This is a genomic window from Nocardia amamiensis NBRC 102102 (genome assembly GCF_001612745.1).
GTDB classification, from domain to species: domain Bacteria; phylum Actinomycetota; class Actinomycetes; order Mycobacteriales; family Mycobacteriaceae; genus Nocardia; species Nocardia amamiensis.
The window spans coordinates 1-18,250 of the sequence record NZ_BDBA01000231.1 but is presented as its reverse complement, the minus strand read 5'-3'; the positions used below and the strand labels follow the sequence as shown (position 1 = coordinate 18,250).

17 protein-coding genes and 1 pseudogene are annotated in these 18,250 nt (G+C 68.7%); 5 read left to right on the top strand and 13 right to left on the bottom strand.

The window, feature by feature from the left end:
* Positions 1–206, bottom strand: a 206-nt coding sequence (locus NA4_RS32400; protein WP_157129432.1) for a LysR family transcriptional regulator, incomplete at its 3' end; no start/stop codon positions are given.
* A 73-nt stretch (positions 207–279) separates the two neighbouring features.
* Here NA4_RS32400 and NA4_RS32395 point away from each other — a divergent pair.
* From NA4_RS32395 to NA4_RS32385, 3 genes are all read left to right on the top strand, one after another.
* Positions 280–1,221, top strand: coding sequence for an EamA family transporter (locus tag NA4_RS32395; RefSeq protein WP_307188612.1), 942 nt, complete (start codon positions 280–282; stop codon positions 1,219–1,221).
* Positions 1,218–1,850 carry an NAD(P)-dependent oxidoreductase gene (locus NA4_RS32390; RefSeq protein ID WP_067478912.1) on the top strand — a complete coding sequence of 211 codons (633 nt, stop codon included), beginning with the start codon at positions 1,218–1,220 and terminating at the stop codon, positions 1,848–1,850. The genes NA4_RS32395 and NA4_RS32390 overlap by 4 nt, the downstream gene beginning before the upstream one ends.
* A 227-nt stretch (positions 1,851–2,077) precedes the next feature.
* The gene (locus NA4_RS32385) at positions 2,078–3,031 is read left to right on the top strand and encodes an SMP-30/gluconolactonase/LRE family protein (protein WP_067478909.1); all 954 of its coding nucleotides are present in this window, start codon (positions 2,078–2,080) and stop codon (positions 3,029–3,031) included.
* A 284-nt stretch (positions 3,032–3,315) separates the two neighbouring features.
* Here the strand turns inward: NA4_RS32385 and NA4_RS32380 are convergent, their stop codons facing one another.
* Positions 3,316–4,221, bottom strand: coding sequence for a sigma-70 family RNA polymerase sigma factor (locus tag NA4_RS32380; protein WP_067478906.1), 906 nt, complete (start codon positions 4,219–4,221; stop codon positions 3,316–3,318).
* Between the two features lie 142 nt (positions 4,222–4,363).
* On the opposite strand from NA4_RS32380, the gene NA4_RS32375 reads away from it, so the two are divergent.
* Both NA4_RS32375 and NA4_RS32370 read left to right on the top strand, forming a co-directional pair.
* Positions 4,364–6,055, top strand: a complete 1,692-nt coding sequence (locus tag NA4_RS32375) for an MFS transporter (protein ID WP_157129433.1) — start codon at positions 4,364–4,366, stop codon at positions 6,053–6,055.
* A gap of 214 nt (positions 6,056–6,269) precedes the next feature.
* Positions 6,270–7,721, top strand: a complete 1,452-nt coding sequence (locus NA4_RS32370; protein WP_067478921.1) for a pentapeptide repeat-containing protein — start codon at positions 6,270–6,272, stop codon at positions 7,719–7,721.
* A 19-nt stretch (positions 7,722–7,740) separates the two neighbouring features.
* On the opposite strand, the gene NA4_RS32365 is transcribed toward NA4_RS32370, so the two are convergent.
* From NA4_RS32365 to NA4_RS32315, 11 genes and pseudogenes are all read right to left on the bottom strand, one after another.
* On the bottom strand, positions 7,741–9,018 hold the full coding sequence (locus tag NA4_RS32365; protein WP_067478900.1) for an FAD-binding protein: 1,278 nt from the start codon (positions 9,016–9,018) through the stop codon (positions 7,741–7,743).
* A gap of 52 nt (positions 9,019–9,070) precedes the next feature.
* Positions 9,071–10,633 carry an alkaline phosphatase D family protein gene (locus NA4_RS32360; protein WP_067478897.1) on the bottom strand — a complete coding sequence of 521 codons (1,563 nt, stop codon included), beginning with the start codon at positions 10,631–10,633 and terminating at the stop codon, positions 9,071–9,073.
* Positions 10,634–10,759: 126 nt separating this feature from the next.
* Positions 10,760–11,296: pseudogene (locus NA4_RS32355) on the bottom strand (RNA-guided endonuclease InsQ/TnpB family protein); the annotation flags it as partial.
* 211 nt (positions 11,297–11,507) lie between these two features.
* Positions 11,508–12,239, bottom strand: coding sequence for a lysophospholipid acyltransferase family protein (locus tag NA4_RS32350; RefSeq protein ID WP_067478894.1), 732 nt, complete (start codon positions 12,237–12,239; stop codon positions 11,508–11,510).
* 168 nt (positions 12,240–12,407) lie between these two features.
* Positions 12,408–13,424 (bottom strand): ROK family protein, encoded by a 1,017-nt coding sequence (locus NA4_RS32345; RefSeq protein ID WP_067478891.1) that lies wholly within the window; start codon positions 13,422–13,424, stop codon positions 12,408–12,410.
* On the bottom strand, positions 13,421–13,846 hold the full coding sequence (locus tag NA4_RS32340) for a hypothetical protein (RefSeq protein WP_067478888.1): 426 nt from the start codon (positions 13,844–13,846) through the stop codon (positions 13,421–13,423). The genes NA4_RS32345 and NA4_RS32340 overlap by 4 nt, the downstream gene beginning before the upstream one ends.
* Positions 13,836–15,110, bottom strand: coding sequence for an ArsA family ATPase (locus NA4_RS32335; RefSeq protein WP_067478884.1), 1,275 nt, complete (start codon positions 15,108–15,110; stop codon positions 13,836–13,838). Before NA4_RS32335 ends, NA4_RS32340 begins: the two co-directional genes overlap by 11 nt.
* A gap of 23 nt (positions 15,111–15,133) precedes the next feature.
* Positions 15,134–15,571 (bottom strand): SRPBCC family protein, encoded by a 438-nt coding sequence (locus NA4_RS32330; RefSeq protein ID WP_067478882.1) that lies wholly within the window; start codon positions 15,569–15,571, stop codon positions 15,134–15,136.
* Between the two features lie 37 nt (positions 15,572–15,608).
* On the bottom strand, positions 15,609–15,992 hold the full coding sequence (locus NA4_RS32325) for a polyketide cyclase / dehydrase and lipid transport (RefSeq protein ID WP_067478879.1): 384 nt from the start codon (positions 15,990–15,992) through the stop codon (positions 15,609–15,611).
* Positions 15,993–16,021: 29 nt separating this feature from the next.
* Complete coding sequence (locus NA4_RS32320) at positions 16,022–17,149, bottom strand: glycosyltransferase family 4 protein (RefSeq protein WP_067478876.1); 1,128 nt, start codon at positions 17,147–17,149, stop codon at positions 16,022–16,024.
* Between the two features lie 83 nt (positions 17,150–17,232).
* Positions 17,233–18,250 (bottom strand): hypothetical protein (locus NA4_RS32315; RefSeq protein ID WP_084497665.1); only part of this gene is annotated, 1,018 nt, incomplete at its 5' end.

The following is an 18,250-nucleotide window of genomic DNA, read 5'->3' as shown; positions in this document are numbered from 1 at the left end:
CGGGCGGCCGGGAGGAACGCGGCACCGGCCGGTGTCAGCCGCACCCGGCGGCTGGTGCGCTCGAAAAGCTTCGCGCCCAGTTCCCGCTCCAGCCGCGCGATCTGGTGACTGAGGGCGGACTGGACGACCAGGCATCGTTCGGCCGCCCGGGTGAAGCTGTTCGTCTCGGCGACGGCGACGACGTAGCGCATCTGCTGGAGTTCCATGGATCAATCGTGAATCACGATTGATCAAGTGACAAACATGTGTTGGACTCATTGATTGCCGCTGGGTGAGATAGTGAGTGTGAATAGTCCAGCAGCACAGCAGGTTTCCGACGGGCTCAGCAGAGATGCTCCCGATGGAAATCTGTCTGGCGTCGCCCTGACGGCGATCGCTCCCATGTCGTGGGGCACGACCTATGTCGTCATCACCGAGCTTCTGCCGCCGGGACATCCGCTGTTCGCGGCGGTCATGCGTGCGCTTCCCGCCGGCGTGATCGCGCTGGCGATCACCCGGATCCTGCCGCGCGGGGGATGGTGGTGGAAAGCCGCGGTGCTCGGCGTGCTGAACATCGGCCTGCTCAACGCGCTGCTGTTCATCGCGGCCGAACGCCTGCCGGGCGGTGTCGCCGCGACCCTGGCGGCGGCCCAGCCGCTCATCGTCGCCACGCTGGCGGTGATCATCCTGCACGAGCAACCCTCTGCCTGGCGCCTCGCCTGGGGAGTGACCGGCGTGGTCGGTGTCGGCTTGGTGGTGCTCGGACCGGCCGCGGCGCTCGACCCGACCGGGATCGTGGCGGGCCTGGCCAGCGCGGCCTCGATGGCCCTCGGTTTGACGCTCACCAAGCGCTGGGGCCGTCCTGCCGAGGCCACTCCTACCGCTTTCGCCGGCTGGCAGCTCGCCGCGGGAGGTCTGTTCCTGGTGCCGGTCACCTTCCTCGTCGAGGGGCCGCCTCCCGGGATCGACCTGACCGCCGCCCTCGGCTACCTCTGGCTCGGTCTGGTCGGCGGTCTGATCGCCTATGTCCTCTGGTTCCGCGGCATCGGCACCTTGCCCGTCACCTCGGTCGCGGTGCTCGTCCTGCTTTCGCCGCTGGTCGCGGCCGTTCTCGGCGCGCTGCTGCTCGGGCAGACGCTCGGCCCGATCCAACTGGCGGGGTTCGGGTTGGCGCTCGCCGCGATCGTCGCGGGACAGCTTCCCGCGCCCACCCGATCTGTTTCTGAAGGGACACCCGAATGAAGATCGCCGTCGTCGGCGCCCATGGCATGGTCGGCTCACGCGTCGTCACCGAAGCCGCACGCAGGGGCCATGACCTCATCGCGGTATTCCGGAAGCAGCGGCCGACCGCCCTGCCCTCCAGCGTGATCGCCGTCGAGGGTGACGCGAACGACCACGACCACATGAGCAGACTGTTCGACGACGCAGACGCGATCGTGGCCGCGACCCGTCCTGCGCCCGGGCAGGAACACACCGTCACCACGACCACCACGTCTCTGCTGGACGCAGCCACGACCACCCGGACGCGCATCCTCGTGGTCGGTGGCGCCGCCCCGCTGCACGTCCCCGGACGCCCCGGCTGGCTCGTTCTCGACACCCCGGAGTACGTGCCGCCCGCAATCCGAACCATCGCCGCCGCCAGCGCCGCCCAACTGGAGGCTTGTCGAGCACACCAGGCCGACTGGGTCTATCTCAGCCCGCCCGCCCTCCTCGAACCCGGCCGCCGCACCGGCGAATACCGGCGCGGCACAACCACACTCATCACCGACACCGACGGCGCGTCCCGGATCTCGGCCGAAGACCTCGCCGTGGCCGTCCTCGACGAACTCGAGAACCCCCGCGAAAGCAAACACTTCACCATCGGCTACTAGCCCCGATGTCGACCTCCGAGCTGCCCGGTCCGGGTCGCCCGCGTCGCCCAGCTGGCGGCGTACTGCACGCTCGAGAGCGGCCAGCGCCCGCCACCCCGCGACCTCTGGCGAGTGGCACACCACGGAGGAACCTTCTCGCGTTTTGCCGCAGGGATGTGCCGCTCGTCGCAACGGGAATCCGGTGATCGTCCGGCGGACGCGGCCGAGACGATGGAGGGAAGGGTGCGATGAAGGGAGTTCTTGGTGCCAGGGCCGCGCTGGCCTGCCTCGTCGTGATGGTGTTGGTACACGCCGACTCGGCGGCGGAGCGTCGTCCGGTACCCACCGCGATCGATCTACCGGCCGGGTTCCAGCCGGAGGGTATTGCGATCGGGTCGCTGCCGGTGGCCTACTTCGGCTCGCGGGCAGACGGTTCCATCTACCGCGCCAGCCTGGTGACCGGGGAGGGCGCGATCCTGGGCCCCGGGCCGGGCACGCCGTCGTTCGGGCTCGCTGTCGACCACCGCGGAAGGTTGTTCGTCGCGGGAGGGACCGGCGGTGACGCCCGCGTCGTGGACGCCGCTGCGGGAGCGGTGCTGGCGAGCTACCGGTTCGCGATGCCGCCGGACACGTTCGTCAACGATGTGGTGCTCACACCCACGGGCGCGTGGTTCACCGACTCGCGCATGCCCGTGCTGTACCACCTGCCTCTCGGCAGCGACGGTGCGTTGCCACCGCCCGCTGCGGTGGTACGATGCCCGCTGACCGGCGACATCGTTTACCAGGCCGGGGCGATCAACGCCAACGGGATCGTACGCACCCCCGACGGCACTGGGCTGATCATCGTCCAGTCGGTGACCGGCCGACTCTTCCGCGTCGACCCGGCGACCGGCGTGACACAACAGATCGATCTCGGCACCGAGACGGTTCCGGGCGGCGACGGACTGCTATTGCACGGCAGCACACTGTATGTCGTACAGAACCGGCTCAACGCGATCGCCGTGGTCGCGCTCGACCACGCAGGCACCACGGGCACGGTCGAACGGCGCGTCACCGACCCGCGCTTCGACGTACCGACGACCGTCGCGGCGTTCGGAGAGCAGCTGTACCTGCCGAACGCCCGCTTCACCACGCCGCCCGCGCCGACCACACCGTACAACGCCGTCGCGGTCGATCGACCCAAGCCGCATTACGCCCGATAACCAGTGAGTCTCTGCTCAGGGCCGAAAGATAGTGGGATGCTGGGGAATCGACTCTGAGCAGGCGAATCGGCTGTTGCCGGTTCCGGGTGTTCGTGGCGAACCGCGACGGCGAATGGGTTCCGCCGACGTACACCAGCGGGGCCTGTCCGAGTCAGCCTTGCGCGATGCCGGCCGATCCCTCCCACGCCGTGTATCGGGTGTCCGAGCGAGCGTCGAGGAGTGCGGACCCGGTTCGGCTCGAGCCGCTACTGCACGCAGCGCTCGGCAAGTGTCGAGCACACGGCTCACGTCGCTGTGTTCGCTTCGGAGCGAAGCGGAACGATATCGAGTGAGCGCAGATGGTCGGGCTCCGCGATGATGTCGATCGCCGTGATCCGGGTACCGGTGACTGTGATGTCGAGGACCAGCGCCGCGCGGCCGGGTGGTGCGTTGAGGATGCCGATTCGGCCGTCGATGAGCGCGATCAACGCGAAACGAGCCCGTTCCGCGAAGGTGCGCGCCCCGCGTGCGACAGCGTTGGCGCCGCGCAGCTGCAGCGGATGGCGGGTAGGCGCCGCCGTGGCGTCGACCTGGAGCACGACATCGGGGTCGAGGACGGCGAGCAAGTCTTCGAAGTCACCTCTGCGTGCGGCCGCGAGGAAGGCTTCGACGATGCGCCTGTGGCGGGCTCGGTCCGAGTCGAGGACCGGGTCGGCTCCGCGGACCCGGCGGCGGGCACGGGAAGCCAGCTGCGCCGCCGCGTTCACCGAGCGGCCCAGAATCGGCGCGATCTCGGCCAGCGGGACGTCGAACAGGTCGTGCAGCACGAAGGTGACGCGTTCGGCCGGGGTGAGCGTTTCGATCACCGTGAGCAAGGCCAAGCCCACCGAGTCGGCGACGATCGCCTCATGCTCGGGGTCGGCACCGGTGCCGGGCTCGGGCCGAAGCGGTTCGGGTGTCTGCAGCCCCGAAGATTCCTCCCGCCGGGCCCGGCGCGCGCGGAGCATGTCCAGGCACACTCGCCCGACGACAGTGGTCAGCCAGCCGGTCAGGTTGTCCACGTCGCCGGTGTCGGCGCGGTCGAGCCGCAACCAGGCTTGTTGGACCGCATCATCGGCTTCGCTGAGTGAGCCGAGCATCTGGTAGGCGACCGACCGCAGGTGGCCGCGGTCGCGTTCGAACCGTTCGGCGAGCAAGTGCCTGTCGTCCATCCGTCATCGTCCTCCGACGCCATCTGTCATCTTCCTCCGACCTCATCCGTCATAGATATGACGGAATCAATCAGCCTCGGATGTCACCCCCGAAGCGGATCACCAGGGAGGACCCACCGCCATGCTCGAGGACTCGTACCCGATGACACAGGCAGCGGTCGGCGTGGACGGCCCCGCCACCCGCGATAGTGCCGGGCCGGAGCCGGACCCGTGGCGCTGGCTGGCCCTGGTCGTGCTGCTGGTAGCCGGGTTCATGGATCTGCTCGACATCACCATCGTCAACGTGGCGATCCCGAGCATGCTCCGGGACTTGGACGCCGCATACACCCAGATGGAATGGGTCGTCGCCGGTTACGTCCTCGGGTTCGCGGCACTGTTGATCACCGGTGGCCGACTCGGTGACCTTTACGGCCGCAAACGAGTATTCCTGATCGGCGTTGCGGGATTCACCCTCGCGTCGGGACTGTGCGGTGTCGCCGCCGACCCCGCCATGCTCATCGGATCACGAGTGTTGCAGGGCGCGATGGCAGGACTGATGGTGCCGCAGATCCTGGCCATCGTGCAGGTCGGCTTCCCCGCGAACGAGCGGGGCAAGGCACTGGGCATATGGGGTGGAGTGCTGGGATCTGCTTCGGTAGCGGGCCTCGTCCTCGGTGGTGTGCTGCTGCAGTGGAATCTTTTCGGTTGGGGGTGGCGCCCGATATTCCTGATCAACGTTCCGGTCGGAATCTGCGCGCTGGCCGCGGCCTGGGTGCTGGTCCGCGAATCGCATTCACCGGCCGCGAACCGGCTCGATCCGATCGGGGTCGCGCTCGCCACCACCGCGGTCGTCATGGTCGCCTATCCCTTGGCCGAAGGACGCAGTCTGGGCTGGCCCGCATGGACCTTTGCGCTCATGGCCGCCGGATTGGTGCTGCTGGGTGTGTTCGTCGGCTACGAAAGGCGGCGTGCCCGCACCGTCGGGTCGCCGTTGATGCCGCTCACCCTGTTCCGGGTACGGGCCTTCTCGACCGGCATGGCGACCTGGGTGATCTTCTGGGTCGCGCTCGGCGGCTTCTTCTTCGTATGGATGCTCTATATGCAGATCGGCCTCGGGTGGACACCGCTGCGGGCCGGGCTGACCGCCACCCCGTTCGCGGTGGGCGCTGCCGCCGGATCCGGGCTGGCGGTGCTGGTGTTCGTGCCCCGGTTCGGGCGCCGGGTCCTCATGACCGGTGCGCTGGTCAACGCTGCCGGGTTCGCGGGCTACATCTGGGTGGCCACCTATTACGGACCGGGGATCACGTCCTGGCAGATGATCGTCCCGTTGACGGTCGCGGGTTTCGGATTCGGGCTGGTCGTCGCGCCGATGGTCGACCTCATCCTGACCGGTGTCCCAGCGGGGGACGCGGGGTCGGCGTCCGGAACATTGAGCACCGTCCAGCAAGTAGGGATGGCGCTCGGGATCGCCTTGGTGGGCGTCGTGTTCTTCACCCAGCTCGCACACGAGTCCGATCGCGGTGTCGATGCGGTCACCCCGGCCCTGCACCGCCAACTCACCGCCGACGGCGTGCCGGCCGCGGCTCGAGACGCCCTTGTCGACGGGTTCCGCGTCTGCGTCCACGACAGGTCTGCCGCTACCGACCCCACCCAGGTCCCGGACAGCTGCAGGGCCCGTCCCGACGCCCCGCCCGCGCTGCAGCGCATGCTCACCGACGCCGGCCTGCAAGCCAACGCCCACAACTTCACCCGCACCTTCGGCTACACCCTCTGGTACGGGACGGGCACCACGATCGCGGTCTACCTCGGCATCTTCGGGCTGCCGCGCCGGATACGGGAGCCCGAAGATGTGTAGGACATCGCCGGATCCGCCCTCACTCCCACGGCCGCTCGACACGTTGACGACGAGGTCGCCACGCGGCACCGTGCTCCCGTTCACTGCGCTCCAACTCGGCGCATGCCGAGCCGGATGAACATCGTCGGCGCGGTGCTCAGGGCCGAAAGATAGTGGAATGCCATGGGAATCGACTCGTGTGCGGTGGTCGCATGTCGGTCGCTACTATTTCGCTGTGCGGCGATTGGGGAGGTTCGGCGAGCGGGTGAGCCGGAGGGCGCATCGTTCGGCGTTGTTGCTGGCGGTGCTGCTGGCGGTTGTTGGTGGATTGCTGATCGTGGGGATCGCCTGGTGGCTGCTGTGGTTGTTGCTCGGGGCGAAGGCGGAGACGCCGAATCAGGTGGAGCTCACCAAGATCGCGTTGACGGTGACCGCGGGAGTCGGTGGTGCCGTCGCGCTCGTGGTGTCCTATCGCAGGCAGCGCGATCAGGAGCGCGCACGCTTCGCGGAGCTGTTCGGTGCGGCGGCGAAGCAGCTCGGTGATCCGGATGTCGCGGTGCGCATCGCCGGGGTGTATGCCATGGCCGGTGTCGCCGATGAATTCGGCGCGCCCGGCAGGCGGCAGCAGTGCATCGATGTGCTGTGTGGATACCTGCGCCTGCCGTACGAACCGGAGGCCGGGGCCGATCACCTGGTATCCCGATCCGAGACCGTCGAGCACAACGGCGTGGCGGTGGAGCGGCGCTACCAATTCCGGCAGAACGATCGCGAGGTCCGCCGCGCCATTGTCGACGTGGTCGTCGCCCATGTTCGGCCATCGGCGGAAATATCCTGGTCGGACCGTGATTTCGACTTCGCCGACGCCGTGTTGGAGGATGCCGATTTCCGGTATGCGGTGTTCTCTGGAGAGCGCACCTATTTCGCGCGTGCGGTGTTCACCGGGTCTCGCGCCACCACATTCGAATACGCGAAGTTCACCGGGCGGTATGTTTCCTTCCGCGATGCGGTCTTCCGCGGCGTCCGCACACTGTTCGACAATGTGACATTCGCGCTCAGGGACTCGGCACATACCGAGCCACGCGGAGCCGGACTCAAATTCGACGGTGCGGTCTTCGGTTCACCGGTCTCGTTCCACCGGTCGATTTTCCGCGGCTCGGCAGTCCGGTTTCGTGGCGCGACGTTCCGCGGTGAGCGCACGTCCTTCGCCGAAGCCAGGTTCCTCGCCGATCATGTCGAGTTCGGCGCCGCGACCTTCGAGGGAGCCCAAGTCATCTTCGACAGGGCGATATTCGGCGGAGCGCAGACCGATATCAGCGCGGCCCTGTTCCATGCCGCATCCACCTCTTTCGCGCAGGCATCCTTCGGCCATCCGGGTGGACGGTTGCGTCGTTTCGGCAGTGCTACCGGCAGCGTCCGCTTCGACGACGCCGAATTCCACGGCGATGTCTCGTTCGCCCGCGCGCGGCTCGGCGGGCGCGAGGTGAGCTTCCGTGCAAGCGACTTCTTCGGCGCCATCACCTTCGCGGGCACTCACTTCGAGGCCAGGGAGGTGCGGTTCGACCGCCCGAAGGCATGGGTCGGCGTCACGTTCGACTGGGACGGACAGCCTGCCGCCAAACCGGCGAGCGTCAAACCGGACGAGTGGCCGCCCGCTCCCGCCGAACTTCCGCCCGCACGGTCAGGGTGATCGTTCTGCGAGGCTCCCGCTATTCGGCCTCGTAGCGCAGCGCGTTCTCCGAACGGCAGATCTCCTCGATCCCGGACATGATGTCGCGCAGGAGTTCCGACGCCAGTGCGGCGGTCCGGAGCCGGCAGGTGAAGGTGATCAGGCCGTGGTCTTCGGAGGAGAGGCCGCGGGCGGCCGATTCGCCGCGCAGGTAGCGGGAGCGCACGCCGTAGGTCATCGCGGAGATGACGGTGAAGCAGCCGGTGCGTTCCCGGTGTCCGGAGAACAGGTCGTGCAGGCGGTAGAACACCGACGTGTAACTCGACAGCGGCGCGAAAATGCCTACCCGGTAGGCCGGGCCGCGCTCGGAGGAGCTGAGGGCGGTATCGGCCAGATATTCGGCGTCGCGCAGGGTTTGCACCTTCGGCGCGAACAGCACCGCGCCCGCGGCGGCGTTGCGCACCGGCATGCCCGCTTTGCCGGGTGCGGCGGAGGCGATGGCGCCCAGCGATTTCCGCGCCCGGGACCCGACTTCTCGCCGGGCTCGCAGTCCTCGGGTGGGCGCGGTGGGGTACAGGCTCGACCACTGTCCGAAGCGGACGGTGCCCAGCTGCACATGGCCGGTGCCGACCGGACGCGCCACCTTCAACGGCGCCGTGTCGACCCAGCGGCCGACCTGGAGTGCGGCGTTGCCCGGCCGGGCGATCTCGGTGTACGCGTGCTCGACGAACGAGTCGAAATCCAGGAACCGGTCGGCGGAGGTGGTCAGCCAGGTGCGGTCCTTGTCGACCTCGATCGCGTCCAGGGTGAGCGCGGTGATGATGCCCGCGCGCCCGCCGCCGCCCAGGATGCGCTGGAATCGATCGGTGTGGTGGGTGCGCCCGCACGTGCCGATACGCCCGTCGATGTCGACGTACTCGAGGTCGACGATCTGATCGATGAACATGCCGTACTTGTGCGAAGCGGCGCTGACGCCGCCGACCGAGGCGAAGCCGCCCGCGGTGATGTCGCGGTGGTCGCCGACGACAGGCAGACCGAGCCCGTGCGCGCCGAGCCTGCGGTCGATGTCGGAGAGCTTGGCGCCCGCCTGCACCCGGACGGTGCGCCTACCCAGGTTGATGTCCAGCACCTGGTTCATCCGGCGCAGCGACACCACGGTGGGCTGATCGGGCAACGTGAGCCCTTCGTCGACCAGCTCGCCGCCGCGCACCATCAACCGTTGCGTTCGACCCCGTGAATCCCGCACCGTGCGAACGACATCAGCGGTATCGCGGGGGAGATATTCTTCCGCGTTGGAGACAGTGTGCGGCGTGCTCATGGCACGAAAGCTAACCATAGCGCGGCCCGTCACGCTCGCCCGATGCCGCGTGCTATCGAAACGCGGGTGAAAGGCGCTGGCTGAACAGCACCGATCCGCTCGCATCGCACAGATCGACGGTCAGTTCGCTTGACTTCCCGTCGATGCGCAGCTCGCCGAAGTGCTGGTAGGCGTCCAGCGGCGAACTGTTCTGCACCGGCGGTGCGTGCACGAAAACCGCCTCCGGACCGAATGTGCCATCCAGCTGATTCGGGCCGAACGCGCCCGCGTTCAGCGGACCCGAGACGAACTCCCAGAACTCGTCGAAGTCGGTGAACGCCGCGCGCTCGGGCGAGTAGCGATGCGCCGCGGTGTAGTGCACGTCCGCGGTGAGCCACACGACGTTGGTCACCCTGTTCGCCTTGATGGACGACAACACCCGCGCGATCTCGCTTTCCCGGCCCGACGGCGCGCCGGGGTCGCCGTTGGCGGGGCCTTCGTAGGCGCGGATGTTCTTCTGCTCGCCGTCCGGGACGATCACACCCAGCGGCATGTCGATGGCGATGATCTTCCACGTTGCCCTGGACTCGCGCAGGCCGTCGATCAGCCATGTCGTCTGTGCCGGACCGAGAATGCGGCCGTCGGGCCGGTTGTTGGCGTCGTTGGCGTCCTTGTTCGTTCGCATGTCCAGCACGAAGACGTCGAGCAGCGGGCCGTACGCGATCTTGCGATACAGCCGTCCGTCCACCGCCTCCTTGGGTTCCAGCGGCATCCATTCGTGGAATGCCTGCCAGGAGCGTTCGGCCAGGGTATCCATGCTGCGTTCGCTGTAGCCCTTGGATTCGGCGACCAAACCGCCCGCGTACCAGTTGTTCACCGTCTCGTGGTCGTCCCACTGCACCACCTGCGCGACCGAACTGTTGAAGCGGCGGTAGTTGTCGTCGGTCAGGTTGTAGGCGTAGTTGCCGCGGAACTGCGCCAAGGTCTGCGCGACAGCGCTTTTCGCCTCGGTCACGACATTGCGCCATATTCTGCCGTCGGGCAGGGTGACCGATTCCTTCAGCGGTCCGTCGGCGTAGATCGAATCGCCGGAGTGCAGGAACAGGTGCGGGTCGCGGGCGGCCATGGTGGCGAAGATCTTCATCCCGCCCAGGTCCGGGTTGATGCCGTAGCCCTGGCCCGCGACGTCGCCGGACCAGTGCAGTTTGATGTCCGCCGCGGCGGTGGGCACGGTGCGGAACACGCCCGTGACGGGTTCGGAGGTGGCGCCGTCCTCGCCTTGGAGTGTCACCCGGTAGTGCACCTGCTGTCCCGCGGGCAGGCCGTTGACCCGCACCCGGCCGGTGCCGTCGGAATCCGGTGTGAGCAGCGGCCCGGTGAAACGCTTGGCGTCGGTAAACGATTCGGTGGCGGCGGTCTCCACGATCAACGTGGCGGGGCGGTCGGCACGTGCCCAGATCAGGGCACCGTCGGCGCGCGGGTCACCTACCGCGACGCCGTGTGTCAGCACCGGGCGCTGACGGACCAGGCCGGGCCCGTCCGACGAGCACGCGGCCAGGGCAGGCACGGCGACGAGTCCGAGTGCGGAGGCGCGCAGCACGGTGCGCCGGGAGAGTCCGAAGTCCGAGCCGGTCATGAAGGCAATCCTGGTGCGACTATCTCAACGCCACGTAAACGGGTTCAGTCCGTTCGGTCAACAAGAGCCGGGGGGCCTGCCGTTTTAGAAGTTGATTCCTCCCGACCCAGAGGTGGGATTCCTGGCTCATGCTGCCTGATCGCTCGGCGAGCGCTCGGGTCTTGCGCAATCGACACCAGCAGGAGTGAAACCAGCCCTGTTCAACATGACATGTGCGGAGTTCTTGTCCCGGGGGGAGGTGTGTCCGCAGTCCTCGCACCGGTAGGTTCGTTCGGACAGCGAGAGGCGGTGCTTGGCTCTCGCACCACACATCCTGCAATCCATCGTCGAGTACGCGGGATGTACCAGCCGTACCTCCCGGCCGTGCTTACGGCCCATCTCGAGCAGCGCCGTCTTCGTCGCGCCGATCGCGGCGTCGGCCGCCTTCCGAGCCATCGTGGACTTGGCCAGGAACCTCGGTTTGAAGTCCTCCACCGCGAGCCGGTCGAATTCGGTCACGACCGCTCTGGCCCACTTGCGGGCAGTGTCGGCCCGCTGCCTGGCGACCTTCTTGTGCAGCTTCGCGGCCTGTTGTTTCACGGCCCGGTAGCCGTTCGAACTCGGCTGCCTGCGTTGCGGTTTGCGGCGGGCCATCATCCGCTGGTAACGGGCCTGTCTCGCCGCCGACCTAGCCTGGTTCTTGGAATACTAAATTGCGCAGCGCATTTCGGTTCCGGCTAGCGCTGAGTGGGAAGGTCGACGGCCGTTGTGTTCGCCGTCTCTACGGCAGTCGTGTTTCGAGTTGTCGCTTTCCTGCTCGCGTAACCTGGTGACCGAGGCCCGATATGAAAGCGGCCCGAGACCAACTGGTCGCGGGCCGCAGTTGGGCTTCCGGTCAGCCGACGGCGGTGTCGGGGATGCGCACGGGCACGGCCTCGGGGCGGCTGCCGCTCGGGACGCCCTTCTTCAGGCTGTGGGCGTAGACGTCGACGTATTCCTGGCCGGTGAGTTGCATCAGCTCGTACATGACCTCGTCGGTGACGGCGCGCTCGACGAAGCGGTTGCCGCCCATGCCGTCGTAGCGGGAGAAGTCGATGGGCTCACCGAACTTGAGGGTGACCTTCCTGCGGCGCCAGCGGAAGGGGCCGGGCGGGGAGACCTCGTCGGTGCCGATGACGGCGACCGGGATGACGGGGACACCGGTCTCCAGCGCCAGGCGCGCCAAGCCGGTCTTGCCTTTGTACAGGCGGCCGTCGGGGGAGCGGGTGCCCTCGGGGTAGAGGCCGACCAGGCGGCCCTGATCGAGCAGCTTGCGGGCGGCGACGAGCGCGTCCTCGGCGGCGTCGGCGCTGCTGCGGTCGATCGGATACTGGCCGGTGGCGCTGAAGAACCACTTCTGCAGGCGGCCCTTGATGCCCGGGGTGGTGAAGTACTCGGCCTTGGCGAGGTAGTTGATCCGTCGCGGGCTCAGCAGCGGCGCGAACAGCCAGTCGGCGAAGGAGAGATGGTTACCCGCCAAGATGGCCGGCCCATGCGCCGGAATGTGCTCCACACCCTCGACCGTAGGCCGGTTGTAGAGGTGAATGAATGGTCCCAGCAGCACGAACTTCAGCAGCCAGTAGAACATGACGTCCTTCCCCCGAAGCCGGGATAGTTGCGGGCACCTGCGTCAAGTGCCGACTTTACCGCTGGTGCAAGATCACATCCAAGCGCAGCGGCGAATCTCACCACACTTCGGCGCGGCGCCGGAAGGTCGCGAGTTCGCAACATCGCGCCGCAGGCCACGAAGGTCATATCAGGGTCGATGACGCGTCCGCGCCACTCGCGCGGACTTGCGCGCGCCCGCGGACAGCGCCGACCTGGCCAGGTCCGCGGCGCCGATCATGCCCGCCGCTTCGCCGAGCTGGGTGGTCCGGATGCGGGCCAGCGGCCGGTGCCCCGCGCCGGTGACCGCGCGCGCGTATTCTTCGCGCGCCTCGTCCAGGAACAGCGGCGCCGAACTGCTCACGCCGCCCGCGATGACGACCAGGTCCGGATCGAAGATGTCGCTGACGAAGGCGAGCCCGAGCCCGAGCCAGCGGGCGAAGTCGGCCATCACCCGCACCGCCAGCGGGTCGCCGTCCTGCGCGGCGCCCGCGACCCGGCGTCCGGTCAGCGACCCCGGATCGCGTGCCACATCCCTGGCCAGCACCGACCGCACCGGGTCGGTGGCCAGCATCTCGATCGCAGTGTCGGCCAGCGCCGTTCCGCTGCAGTAACGCTCCCAGCACCCCTGCTTGCCGCACGGACAGGGCCGCCCCTGCGGAACCACTTGCAGATGACCGAGTTCCGGCGCGACACCGTGCGTGCCCCGATACAGCTGGCCGTCGATGAGCAGGGCGGCGCCGATGCCGGTGCCGATCGCGATGAGTACCACGTTGTGCCCGCCGGCCGCGGCGCCGAACCGGTACTCGGCCCACATCGCGGCGTTGGCGTCGTGCTCCAGGATCACCGGCAGCTCGAGGCGTTCGCTGAGCCGCTGCGCGACCGGCGCGTCCTGCCAGGGCAGGTGCGGGGCGAAGCGGACGGTCGAGCGGTCGCCGTTGATGAATCCGGCGACGGCCAAGCCCACCGCGCTGATCGGGTGCCTGCCGCACAGGTCGCGCACGGCACGGTCGATCGCGTCCTCCAGTGCCCGCGCGGAGTGTGGCGTCGGCGCTGCGACGGTGTCGAGCACTTCGCCGTCGCCATCGATTACAGAGGCACGAATGTTGGTGCCGCCGACGTCGATTCCGGCGGTCAGGGGTCGCGCGCCGGCCACCTGGTGCGTCATACCTTGATCGTCACGGGGATGTCGACGTAGCGGGGGCGCTCCTGGTCCGGTACGTCCTCGCGCGGGCCGTGCTGATGCGGCGCACCGGTTTCCGGGTCGGCGTCGGCAGGCATGACGGGATCGACCGGCACCCCGGCCAGCGCCTCGCGCAGCACGGTGACGATCGCGGTGCTGTGCTCGGCGACCGCGGCCAGCACCTCGTGGTGCTCGCCGCGCACCAGCGCCGCGGCCGCGCACACCGGGCACCAGCTGCAACTGGACCATTCGACCTGTCCTTCGGCGGCACGCCGCAACACCGGCTCGACGCGTTCCAGCACCGCCTCGGCCAGCAGTTTCAGTTCCTCCGTGAATTCGGCGATGTCATCGGGCCCGGCGTGGCCGCCGGCCTCGTCGTCCACGGGCGGACGCGGATCACCCGTCATAGTCGGGGCTTTCGGACATCGACCAGACCCGCGGATCCGGCCGGAATCGCACCACCAGATGTCCGTCGTCGAGTTCGGCGCCCTCGACCGTGCACCGCCGCAATACCGGCGCCAGGCGCACCCGGCGCCGCACACCGTCCGCTCCCACGATCAAATCGTCCTCCACTCGGCCAAGGCGCAGCGTCGCGGCGTCGACCACCGGTAGGTGCATGCGTAGCGCGTACACCGACTGCAACCCGGTGCCGGATTCCCGTCGAACCAGCGGTTCGCCGGAATTCGCGTCGACCTCCGTCTGATTGTCGCTCAGCATAAGCGCAGCGTCGCGGGCGTTGCGCGCCGAGTCCACCACGTACGACAGCGCGGCCAGCGAATTCAGGCCGATCGGCTCGGCGCCGGTGTGCCGCGTGGTCAGCACCGGGACGCCTGGCATCTTGCGCCGCAACTCGGCGATCACGTCCGCTTGTTCGCCGCGCCGGTTCGAATACCACTGCACCGCCGGATGTTCGGCTCCATCCGCATCGGAGGGCGCGAGATCGGGCAGTACCTTGTTCACCACCACGGCGTCCAGGCGCAGGCCAAGCAGCGCCGCCGCGGAGCGCACCCGCTCGGATTCGGCCACCGCCACCCGCTCGGCGACCGTGACCAGCCGCGCCCCGGTACGCCCGTGGTCGGCGAGCAGATCACGAACCTCGGTGACCGCCTTGACGATCCGTTCGACCGTGACGGCGAGCACCGCGCGGCGCAGATCGGTGCCTGCGGCGCTCATCGCCCGCGCGTGCGGCGGCCAGATTCGCTCCAGATAGCCCAGCAGCGTGTCCGGCGCGGTGACGATGCGCAGCATGTCCGCAGATGGCGGGCAGTCGACGACGATCAGGTCCCAGGTGTCCTCCGCGGCGAACTGGGTGATTTCCACCAGCATCAGCAGTTCCTGCACGCCGGGCAGCCCGGTGAGCTCCGCCGGGTCGAGGGCGGCGAGATCGATGCCGTGCTGGTGGCGACCGGTCGAGATCATCCGGACCACGTCGCGGAACCGGTCCTCGAGCAATGCGAGCGAGTCCACCTCGATCACGTCCAGCCCGGGCAGCACGGTCGCGATGCCGGTCACGGTGCCCGGATCGTGCGGGAAACGGAAGCCGAGCGCGTCGCCAAGCGAGTGCGCCTGATCGAGCGAGGCGACCAGCACCCGGCGGCCCGACTCGGCCTCGGCCACGGCGGTGGCGCAGGCGAGCGTGGTCTTGCCTACCCCTCCCTTGCCGATGAACAGGTCGACCCGGGTCTTGTGCGCGATCAGCCTTCGACCCGTTTCTTCAGTTCCTTCAGCGCGGTATCGGTGATCACTTTCTCGGCCTTGCGCTTGAACATGCCGATCATCGGAATGTTCAAGTCGACCGTCAGTGTGTAGACCACCTCGGTCGTGCCGTCGGGGAGATCGATCAGCTCGTAGGTACCGTGCTGCGCTTTCTGCAGTTCACCGCTGAGCAGCGTCCAGCTGACCGCCTTGTGATCGGCCCGCCAGTCGTAGGACAGGACGTAGGTGTCCTTCACCACCCCGGTGTCCAGCACGAACCGCGCGGTCTCGGCCAGGCCGTCCGGCCGCTGCCCGAGCACCTCGACCGATTTCGCCGCCGCCACCCACTGCGGGTAGGACTCCAGGTCGGCGATGACGGCCATCACCTGCTGCGACGGAGCCTCGATGACGATCGATCTCTGGGTCCGGTCGGCCATGCGGACAGCGCTTCCTTTCAGCGTCGGTGCTGGTGCGTCAAGACATGTGCGCGGGCGCCATACCGGCCGGGCGACCCGCTTCCAGCCGGGACTTCAGTTCGAACGACATGTTCTTGCCCGCCACGCGGCGCGCCCGGTTCGCCGCGGCGAGCTTGCCCGCAGGCAGCGCGGGCACCGGCTCGGCGTGCAAGAAGTAGTGCAGGATCACGCCGTCGAGGGAGGGATCGAGCCACACCTCCATGGTGCCGGTCAGCGCGCCGGTCACCGACCACCGGATCCCCTTCTCACCCCGGTCTTCCCGGACCGCCAGAACCAGGTCCGGCCACCAGCGGCGCCACCTGTCCGGTCCCGCCAGCAGCTCGGCGACGGCGGCTCCCGATGCGGCGACGAAGGTCTGATCTGCGACCTGGAAACTGCTCACTCCGCTGAGCGTAGTAGATGCGACGCGGATCACCGCAGCAGCTGTCGCAGGCGTGCGCCCAGGCTGTCCCAGCGCCACTGCTGCTCGACGAACGCGCGCCCCGCCGCGCCCATCCGCGCGGCGGCGTCCCGATCGGACAGGATCTCCACCAGGGCGTCGGCGATCTCTTGCACGGAGCGGCCGTCCACCACGCGACCGGTCTTGCCCTCGATGACGGTTTCCGGCGCACCACCGGAATTGCCCGCCACCACCGGAACGCCGGACGCGGACGCTTCCAGGTAGACGATGCCGAGGCCCTCCACATCCAGGCCCGCGCCCCTGGTGCGGCACGGCATCGCGAAGACGTCGGCCAGCGTGTGGTGCGCGGCCAGCTCGCCGGACGGGACGCGACCGGTGAACACCACGTCATCGGAGACGTCCGCGGCCACCGCCAACGCGCGCAGCTTCGCCTCGAACGGGCCGCCGCCCGCGATCACCAGCACGGCTCCCTCGACCCGCTCCCGGATATCGCGCATCGCGAGGATCAGCGCGTCCTGACCCTTGCGCGGAACCAGCCGGGACAGGCACAGAATGGCCGGGCGATCGCCCAGACCGTAGCGTTCGCGCAACTCGGCGCGCGCCGCCGGATCCGGGCGGAACGCCTCGGAGTCCACGCCGGGCGGCAGATACTCCAGCGCCGCGTTCGGCCCGAAGGCGGACGCGAACCGGCGGCGGGTGTAGCGGCTGACGTAGGTGACCACGTCGGTGTGCTCGCCGATGGCGCGCAGCGCCTGCCGTGCGCCGGGCAGCATCGACCAGCCGACCTCATGGCCATGGGTGCTGGCCAGAATCCGCTCGGCACCCGCACGACGCAGCGCCGGAGACATGAGCGCCAGCGGCGCCGCCGCACCGAACCACACCGTGTCGCACTGCTCGCTGCGCAGCAGGCGCGCGGCGCGGCGCAGCACGAGCGGAGTCGGCAGCATCAGGGTGGTGGGATGGCGCACCACCTGGAACTTCTGCTTGGCATCGAACTTCAGATGGCTGTCGCCGCGCCACCGCGGGGCATAGACCACCAGGTCATCGGGCGGCAGCTGACCAGCCAATGCCTGCAGGTACGACTGGATACCGCCCGGCCGCGGCGGGAAATCATTGGTAACCAGCAAAGTTCGGGCCATGCGGAACAAAATACTGGGCGGCGTTGCGCACGACGCGCGGAGGCGGAGTGCCCGGGACCCGGGGACGAGGAAACCGGCAGTGATCAGGTGGCCTGAGCCCGCAGCCAGGAGCTCCAGTCGGTGCGGAAGTCGGCGCGGGTGGTGCCGAGGACGTCACGGAGGATGCGGTCTTCGGTGGCGGGGGTCTGTTCGGCCGCGGCAATGCGGTGGTAGAGCTGGACGAGGCGGGGCCGATCGTACTTCTCGGCGACGAAAGCGCAGATCGACCAGGCCTTTTCGTAGGCGAGCGCGGCGTTGGGGCCGGAGAATTCTGCGTCGGTGGGGAGGTCGCCGGGGATGTCGCCCGCGTGCGCGTGAGCGGTGAGGGTGGGAGCGACGTCGGCGAAACGACGGCCCTGCCCGTGGTTGGCGATGTAGTCGGCGAAGCCCTCCAGCATCCACAGCGGTGCGCCGTCGACGGTGTCGGCGCGGGCGGCGATATGGGTGAGTTCGTGACGCAGCAGGGTGGCCATGCCCGCGGGATCGAGGCGGCGGCCGGTGTCGGGTCCGAAGACCACGCGCTGGCCGGTGGGCTGACTGCCGGGCGTGAACGGGTCGGCGATCGACGCGGCCGCGACCTCGGCGGGCACGAGGCCGCTCGCGCGAACCAGGCCCGCGAATTCGGACGGGGACGAGGCCACGACCACCAGCGCCGACTGCGCCCAGCCGGTGCCCCACACATCGGTCACCGCGGCGACGGCGGCGGGGAGCTCGCGCTCCAGGATGTCGATGTCGGCCCGCTGGGCGGGATGGCCGACGACCAGGGACTGCCGCCCCGCACCGGTCGGGACCGGGTGGGCGACGATCGGCCCGAACGGCTCGACGATGCGCCGCACCTCGGCCAGCCGGGGATCGGCGGCCGCGGCCTGGCCCACGACATCGGTCGAACCAGGTTGGGCGGCACGCATTTCCGGCAGCACCGCCGTGGGCAGCATGAGCAGGGCGACACCCAACCCGGTCAGCGTTACCACCACCGCGACGGTGAGACAGAACTCGAAGCGCCGCCGCGCCGACCACCACTCGCGCAATCTCCGCATGCCGGTCATCGGCGGTCGCTCGGCT

What these genes read in the sequence shown, in the direction of transcription:
- NA4_RS32360 (WP_067478897.1), bottom strand. Translation starts at nt 10,633, where the DNA reads ATGACCGGCTCGGACTTCGGACTCTCCCGGCGCACCGTGCTGCGCGCC.
- NA4_RS32320 (WP_067478876.1), bottom strand. Translation starts at nt 17,149, where the DNA reads ATGGCCCGAACTTTGCTGGTTACCAATGATTTCCCGCCGCGGCCGGGC.
- NA4_RS32375 (WP_157129433.1), top strand. Translation starts at nt 4,364, where the DNA reads ATGACACAGGCAGCGGTCGGCGTGGACGGCCCCGCCACCCGCGATAGT.
- NA4_RS32385 (WP_067478909.1), top strand. Translation starts at nt 2,078, where the DNA reads ATGAAGGGAGTTCTTGGTGCCAGGGCCGCGCTGGCCTGCCTCGTCGTG.
- NA4_RS32330 (WP_067478882.1), bottom strand. Translation starts at nt 15,571, where the DNA reads ATGGCCGACCGGACCCAGAGATCGATCGTCATCGAGGCTCCGTCGCAG.
- NA4_RS32350 (WP_067478894.1), bottom strand. Translation starts at nt 12,239, where the DNA reads ATGTTCTACTGGCTGCTGAAGTTCGTGCTGCTGGGACCATTCATTCAC.
- NA4_RS32340 (WP_067478888.1), bottom strand. Translation starts at nt 13,846, where the DNA reads ATGACGGGTGATCCGCGTCCGCCCGTGGACGACGAGGCCGGCGGCCAC.
- NA4_RS32380 (WP_067478906.1), bottom strand. Translation starts at nt 4,221, where the DNA reads ATGGACGACAGGCACTTGCTCGCCGAACGGTTCGAACGCGACCGCGGC.
- NA4_RS32345 (WP_067478891.1), bottom strand. Translation starts at nt 13,424, where the DNA reads ATGACGCACCAGGTGGCCGGCGCGCGACCCCTGACCGCCGGAATCGAC.
- NA4_RS32390 (WP_067478912.1), top strand. Translation starts at nt 1,218, where the DNA reads ATGAAGATCGCCGTCGTCGGCGCCCATGGCATGGTCGGCTCACGCGTC.
- NA4_RS32365 (WP_067478900.1), bottom strand. Translation starts at nt 9,018, where the DNA reads ATGAGCACGCCGCACACTGTCTCCAACGCGGAAGAATATCTCCCCCGC.